We start from the raw sequence: 6,278 nt of genomic DNA on the forward strand, positions 1-6,278 counted from the left end.
CAAATGGAAGCAAAATGGACTCAAAATCCGCCCCCGTGACTTCATTACCAGTCCATCGCCTCCACCGCCTCGTGCTTCTGGGCCATGTCCACATGGGTGTAAATGTCCATGGTTGTGGAGTACTTCGCGTGGCCCGCGAGCACTTGGAGAACCTTCGGGTCGGTCTTCTTGCGGGCCATGGCCGTGAGGTAGCTGTGCCTCATATCGTGCAGCGTCATGCCCTGGCAGCCGTAGCCGTCCCTGTGACACTCCCACCACCGGGTGACGGAATGGGGCCGCATCCTCTCGCCCAGCTCGTTGCACATGAGCGGCGTGTCGTCTCCGAGGACGGGCCACGGGCTGCCCGTCTCCTTCCGCGTCTCCGCGAACATCTCCTCTATGGCGGCAATGCGCTCCCTCAAGTCCGCCTTGAGGCTCGCGGGCATGGGGAGCGCCCTCTTGGACGCGGCGGTCTTCGTGTCCTTCTGCCGCCCCAGGCTATCGGTGCCGTGCACCACGTGTATCTCTCCGGCCTCGAAGTCTATGTCCCGCACGTCTAGGCCCACGATTTCGCCGCGCCTCATGCCCGACCCGACCGCCGCCCGAAGCGCGAACTCCATGGGCTTCCTCGGATCGAGGGAATCGACGAGCGCCCTGATGCCCTCGACGGGAGGGGGGGTGCGCTGCTCCGTGTCTATGGCCGGCGGCTCGGCGTACTCGCACGGGTTGGAGTCGGCGTCGCCCCCTTCACCGCATCCCGGAACATCCTGTGGAGCGTCACGGATATGTCGCGCACGTAGGTTCCGGACAAGGGCCTGCCTGAAGGGCTCTCGCCGTTTCTGAGGGCCTTGTACATCGCATCCAGGTGCGCCCAGGCCGAATTTCCTCGATCCGGGCCTTAGAGAGGTGCATATTGGCGCACACGATGTGGCACCTGTTCTTCTGCAACGTGTCGTAGGCGACCTTCGCCGCCCGCTCGGCCAGCCACGCCTCCGCGTAGGCGGGGAAGAGCATCCCCCTCTCGCGCCTAACCTCGCCGCGCTCGATGGCGGCCACGAACTCGTCCTTGGCGTCCTGCGCCTCGGAGTACGTCCCGTGGAACACCCTCGTCTTGACATAGCCCTCGTCGCCCTCGAACTCGCCATCGATCTCCGCGCGAAGCTGCCACTTGCGGCACTTGCCGCGCGACTTGCCGCGCTCCATCTTGTACACGGAGCCTTTGCCGCGAACCTTTACCTTGGCCATGGTACAATTCACCTTGCCTTCCTATTCGTAGGATGGTATTTCTTCTGCGAGCCCCGCCAGTCCGCCAAGATCAAAGCGGGGCTCCTTCTCTTAATACTGCTCGCCCACTGCCGGAACAGTGCCGGAGCACTGCCGTTGCACTGTCGAGACAGTGTTTTGTTGCGAAAAGGTTCACTATCCTTCAACCGCAACATCTTGTGTTTCATCCTTCATTTATGGAAGGTTTTCTGCAAAATTCGAAATCAACGTTCAATATCTTGTGCCTTTACTTTTGCAGCGCTGCAAACTTATAATCGAGATAGCTCATCTACCGACTCGTAAGTGTAGAAGGAGTATCTGGTTGCGTCCCTCTCGGGGCGCTTCCTGCTTCTCTGGACACTTTGTCAAATTCCTTCCTCAGTTTCTCAAGCCTGTGTTCCTGATCGACGTAAAACGCTGTTATCAGGAGGCAGTATTTCTCCCTCCTCTCTAGCACGACGAGATACTGCTCGTCCTCAAGGAGCATCTTCACCCGGCTGTGCCCCTTGTAAGGAGTCGACCATACGAGCATTCCTTCGCACTCCGTGCATTCGGGGCGATTGCAGCCGCAATTCTCGATGAACGCTCGCGCCCATCTAATGCGCTCGCACCGGTTCATGTCGGGTTGCCTCTCCCCGTCCTTTCCGTAGTCGCAGCACGTTATGTGCCAGAACGCCTCTTCGCGACCGTGCTCCATTGGATGTCTTCGCGTGTTGACGGGAAGTCCCTCGAAGGTGGGTTTCGTCAGCAGGAAGTCGCGCTCGAATATCTCGTACAGATGATCCTCGTAAGCCTCCCATTGCGCAAGGTCATCGCATGGGAGAAGATCAGGCAGCCAGCACCAGTCCTCAACCACGGTCTACCTCCAATCATGCTCCCACACCAGCAGGTTCAGCTTGTCCTCGCTCGACAGCGTGGTGTTCGTGAGATTTATCTGCGAGCGAGTGATGGTCCTGTTCACCAATTCGACCTTCGTCGAGTTCATCTGAGGGGTGATATAGGGGTTGTTGTGGCGGTAGCAGATGGCTCCTGTCAGGATATCAACGAGTTGCATGATCTGCACCTCGTCGGAACGGATTGGCTGGACGCGCCTCACTATCTCATGGCTGAAGTCGTGGGCGTTCGCGGCGCACACATCCTCGAGCCGACGGGCGTTCTCGCTCGAATGAGTGTCCTTGATGTCTATGTAGACGTAGTACCTCGCATCTCGGCGGAATATCGCCTTCAGAAGCACGAAGTACATCTTGTAATACCACTCATCGTGAGTCTGACCGTAGCGCGCGTGATCGAGCTTCTTCTTGTCCGGTATGACCACGCCACGGAAATGAAGATCGTCGTCGTCGAAGAAGTAGTCGAGAAAATCGACGTACAGAGATCGGTTTCCCGGGGCGGCCTTCGTCCACTTCACCTCGGCCTCTGGCTTTATGCGATGCTTCTTCTTGATCTCGATCAATCTTTGGTTGATCTCCCGCGTTTTCTGTTTCGGGCACCATATGGCCCCAAGTGCCATGGCATTGGATGAGCTGTGCTCCAAATGACAGCTCTCGTCGCAGTAGACGTTGAATTCAGATCCTGAGAAAATCCTGTTAAAATTTTGCGCTGAAATGTAGTTCGAACTGTGCTCCATTACTGGGTCCTCCTACTCCATCTCCCTCGGGGCCTGATACCAGGTGATCACGCCCGGGATCTCTAGGCTGTGCTCGCTGTCCCGCCTTATGATGATGTCCTCGTGGTCGGGGTTGTGGCTCTCCGGCGAGAGGATCATGGTGTTGGCCGTCATGCGCAGCCGGCGCACGATGTAGTCGCAGCCGTCCACCGACGCCATCACGATCGAGTTGTCGCGTGGCTGCTTCTTCCGCGACACTACCAGGTCGCTGCCGACGGAGAGCACCTTGTCCATGCAATCGCCTTCGCTGGACACCACGAAGCAGTCGGGATCCTCGTCCACGAGAAACTGCGGGATGCTCACCATGGTGGCCTCGTCGCACACGTCCGGCTGGGCGAGAACCCCCGCGTGCACCTTCCCCAGGCGCGGCGCTAGGCCCATGGCCATGCCTACGGCGGGACGGGCGTTAGATATTCCTGGAAAGTCTCCATGCTCTTTTGCCGCTAGGCCGTAATTCTCGGAGAGAATATCGTCCTCGCTCAGATTGAAGTAATCGCATATGTTGCGCACGGCATCTTTGCGGGGGGTGGAGCCCTTGCGCCAGCCAGTAACCGCTCCGGGTGTCACGTCTGCTATTCGTGCCAGATGGTCTTGATTAATGTCGTATTTGACCAGTAATGCATCAATGTTTTCAGGGATACCCATATCGCCTCCTTCAATGAAACTCAATTTCTATGAGCATTTTACTACCAATTAAAAAAATCTCAATTATTTTTTTAGTTTTACTAAAGTTTGTGATAAATTGTGCTGACGAAAGGAAGCAAAAGATGCGACCTTATAGTTTAACGCTCGCAACAGTCCGTGACGCTTCGGGTATGAAGCTCGAAAAATCAAAGATACCTCAGGCGTGAAGGCTATTGCCACGTATGTTTCTTGTGAGGGCAAGCTGAGAGTTTTCTAGTTGTTGGAGATTGAAGCATCTACAATGCCATCGCTGAGCACGCGCGCATGCTGCTACGCGATACCGTGCATGAATTTAACCAATATGATTTAGAAAGATATAGCTCCGCTGGAAGGTGAATAAATGGGTCTGCAGGAAGTCAAAGATGGCAAGACCAGAGACAAATTGTCAAGGACTTTTTAATCAAATTCACAAAAATCTACAAAAAAGGTGCCAGAAGCACCGTATGGCTCCTGACACCTCGTTTGACAGATTACATTTTTCCGTTCAGCAGGTCTTTGCAGAGATACGCATAGTCTGGCAGCTGGTTGATATATGGCTCCCAGCGCCGCTTGATTTCCGCCAATTCCAGCGGATCGGCTGCTTCCAGTGCATGATCGTTGCCTGTCATATATAAAACATCCGTAGCAACATCATCCAAACACCTGCCGCAGAGATCGGCGGCTGATTCTATCCTAATGCCAGTATCCACATAAAGCGGATTGACGCCAATCGCCAGCCAGACATAGCCTACCTTGTCCGACCAGAGCAGTTCAAAATCAGGGCTTTGCCGCAGATGTTCCGCAAAGACCTCCTTTACTCGTTCAATTTCATGCTTCTCTTTTTCTGTGTAAAGCATTTTCGTGTCCTCCTTGACAAAAATTTTGGTGCGTACCATTATCAGTTTAGCACAAGGCGGCTTCGTTTATCAGTCTGTCACATCTGCTGAATTTCATTTTTGAGCATACGCTTGATTTTATCGCTCATGGTTTCTGTGCTGGTATTGCTGAAATGGACATGAACCTTGTAGGTTGTCTTGCCGATTTTCGTTACCATCGCTGGCGTGTTTTTCGGCGCTCTGGACGCAGTAGCGGCGTCTGTCACCTGCATAGTACGGGGTTCTTTGTTCATGGCGCTCCTTTCTCCGAACGGGTCTGTGCCGCCCGGTAAAAAATCAATCGTGCTTACTGTTTACAATGTCTTTTGCTGCCTGTCGGGTAGCACCGGCATTTTCTTCCCGGAAATTATTCCCGTCAAAGAGAATCGGCGCACACCGTTCCAGAATACGGTCATAGATACGAGCGTGGGCCAGGTCAGGCGGGTTTTTGAGTTCGGCCAGCTTCAGGTTGGTGGTGATGATCATGGGCCTGCGGCTGCGATAGCGGCTGTCAATGACGAAAAATATCTGCTCCATAGTATATTCGGTACTGCGCTCTACACCCAAATCGTCAATGATAAGCAGGTCATACTCGTCAAAGCTGGCAATAAACTCCGACCTGTCCTCAGAGAACATCCCGGTCAGGCGGTTCAGAATGGTGGGGAAGTTCGTCATCAGCACCGGCACATCCTGGTCAAGCAAAGCGTTGGCAATACATCCGGCGAAGAAAGACTTGCCGGTTCCCACATCTCCAAACAGCAAAAGCCCGATATTGCTCTTATATGCCTCCTTCCAGTTCTCCACATAGGCGCGGGCCTTGTCCATCAATGGGTTTTTGCCGTTGTCGTTGGCAAAGGTGTAGTCATAGAGATAGCGGTCTTGCAAACCCTGTGCCTTTCGGCGTTTGATACGCTCCATGCGGCGCTGCCGTTCTTCAGTAGCCTTGCGCTGCTCCTCAGCCTCCTGCTGGCACTGGCAGATGCAGCGCGGCATAAAGTAGCCGGATTTCCCAAAGCATGGCACAACGGTCTGCCTCTGGCCGCCGCATTTCTTACAGTGAATGAGACCGTCTGACGGATCTATATACTCGTCCTCAGCCAGTTCCGCACCAGCAGCTGCCTTGTCGATGAACGCCCGGATTTCTGCGGTAATCTCCATCATACGGTTTCATCCTCCTTTACGCTGTAATCCCGGTTGCGGGTGGGCGGGGCCACCTTTTTCGCGTCCTCACCGGCCCAGCGCCGGATGGTGGCGGCATGGCTCTGATACCGCTTACCGGTAGAGGCCATGTATTCGGACAGCTTTTCGATGTACTGGCCCCATACAGTGGGAAAACTGGCCTGCAAGTCTGCCAGTTCCTCGTCCGTCAGGAAAACATTCTGGTAACGGCCATAGGTGTGGGAAGGGTGCCCCGTTTCAGGGCGTACCTTCTCTATCTCTCTCTTTATCTCTATCTCTTTCTCTAACTCTATCTCTATCTCTGGTGGACGAATGTCGGACAAATGTCCGCCGTTTGTCCGGGGCGCAGAAAGAGCCTTATTTTGGAGCCTCGCAGCCCGCTTTCGCTCAGCCTCGGTAGAGGACTGGCCGATTAAAAGTTCGATGTTGCTCATGTAGAATGTGCCGCTGTCCAGCACTTCCACAAGGCCCAGCTTCAAAAAGATCTGCAAGGCTCTCTCCACAGTGCCGATCTGCTGGCGGGTAATGGTGGCGATCATCTGCGCCGTGTAAGGTGAGTAGTAACCTCTCGCGGTACCATCGATCACCTGGCTTGGTACCGGCGATCAGCAAAAGGCGGTACCGCGAGTAGGCTGTCTCGGTACCGCTAATCA

Annotated in this window: 9 protein-coding genes; all 9 read right to left on the minus strand. The window is 54.7% G+C overall.

Annotated features, from left to right (window positions below):
* Nucleotides 1–44: 44 nt before the first annotated feature.
* The gene (locus tag ACW4LP_RS10315; RefSeq protein WP_114539112.1) at nucleotides 45–599 is read right to left on the minus strand and encodes a tyrosine-type recombinase/integrase; all 555 of its coding nucleotides are present in this window, start codon (nucleotides 597–599) and stop codon (nucleotides 45–47) included.
* Nucleotides 600–756: 157 nt separating this feature from the next.
* Complete coding sequence (locus ACW4LP_RS10320) at nucleotides 757–1,224, minus strand: hypothetical protein (protein WP_114548386.1); 468 nt, start codon at nucleotides 1,222–1,224, stop codon at nucleotides 757–759.
* A gap of 307 nt (nucleotides 1,225–1,531) precedes the next feature.
* Entirely contained in the window at nucleotides 1,532–2,098 is a 567-nt protein-coding gene (locus ACW4LP_RS10325; protein ID WP_114539110.1) for a hypothetical protein, read from the minus strand.
* A 3-nt stretch (nucleotides 2,099–2,101) separates the two neighbouring features.
* Nucleotides 2,102–2,869 carry a DUF3800 domain-containing protein gene (locus tag ACW4LP_RS10330; RefSeq protein WP_114539109.1) on the minus strand — a complete coding sequence of 256 codons (768 nt, stop codon included), beginning with the start codon at nucleotides 2,867–2,869 and terminating at the stop codon, nucleotides 2,102–2,104.
* 12 nt (nucleotides 2,870–2,881) lie between these two features.
* Nucleotides 2,882–3,553, minus strand: coding sequence for a helix-turn-helix domain-containing protein (locus ACW4LP_RS10335; RefSeq protein WP_114539108.1), 672 nt, complete (start codon nucleotides 3,551–3,553; stop codon nucleotides 2,882–2,884).
* 509 nt (nucleotides 3,554–4,062) lie between these two features.
* The gene (locus ACW4LP_RS10340; protein WP_059004502.1) at nucleotides 4,063–4,428 is read right to left on the minus strand and encodes a hypothetical protein; all 366 of its coding nucleotides are present in this window, start codon (nucleotides 4,426–4,428) and stop codon (nucleotides 4,063–4,065) included.
* 77 nt (nucleotides 4,429–4,505) lie between these two features.
* Nucleotides 4,506–4,700 carry a transposon-encoded TnpW family protein gene (locus ACW4LP_RS10345; RefSeq protein WP_455803797.1) on the minus strand — a complete coding sequence of 65 codons (195 nt, stop codon included), beginning with the start codon at nucleotides 4,698–4,700 and terminating at the stop codon, nucleotides 4,506–4,508.
* Between the two features lie 43 nt (nucleotides 4,701–4,743).
* Nucleotides 4,744–5,607 carry an ATP-binding protein gene (locus tag ACW4LP_RS10350; protein WP_238726050.1) on the minus strand — a complete coding sequence of 288 codons (864 nt, stop codon included), beginning with the start codon at nucleotides 5,605–5,607 and terminating at the stop codon, nucleotides 4,744–4,746.
* Nucleotides 5,604–6,212: a phage replisome organizer N-terminal domain-containing protein gene (locus ACW4LP_RS10355; RefSeq protein WP_455803798.1), complete on the minus strand. Its 609-nt coding sequence runs from the start codon at nucleotides 6,210–6,212 to the stop codon at nucleotides 5,604–5,606. The genes ACW4LP_RS10350 and ACW4LP_RS10355 overlap by 4 nt, the downstream gene beginning before the upstream one ends.
* Nucleotides 6,213–6,278 lie beyond the last annotated feature (66 nt).

This window comes from Adlercreutzia sp. CNCM I-6215 (assembly GCF_977072315.1).

What these genes read in the sequence shown, in the direction of transcription:
- ACW4LP_RS10330 (WP_114539109.1), bottom strand. Translation starts at nt 2,869, where the DNA reads ATGGAGCACAGTTCGAACTACATTTCAGCGCAAAATTTTAACAGGATT.
- ACW4LP_RS10340 (WP_059004502.1), bottom strand. Translation starts at nt 4,428, where the DNA reads ATGCTTTACACAGAAAAAGAGAAGCATGAAATTGAACGAGTAAAGGAG.
- ACW4LP_RS10315 (WP_114539112.1), bottom strand. Translation starts at nt 599, where the DNA reads ATGGAGTTCGCGCTTCGGGCGGCGGTCGGGTCGGGCATGAGGCGCGGC.
- ACW4LP_RS10335 (WP_114539108.1), bottom strand. Translation starts at nt 3,553, where the DNA reads ATGGGTATCCCTGAAAACATTGATGCATTACTGGTCAAATACGACATT.
- ACW4LP_RS10345 (WP_455803797.1), bottom strand. Translation starts at nt 4,700, where the DNA reads ATGAACAAAGAACCCCGTACTATGCAGGTGACAGACGCCGCTACTGCG.
- ACW4LP_RS10320 (WP_114548386.1), bottom strand. Translation starts at nt 1,224, where the DNA reads ATGGCCAAGGTAAAGGTTCGCGGCAAAGGCTCCGTGTACAAGATGGAG.
- ACW4LP_RS10350 (WP_238726050.1), bottom strand. Translation starts at nt 5,607, where the DNA reads ATGATGGAGATTACCGCAGAAATCCGGGCGTTCATCGACAAGGCAGCT.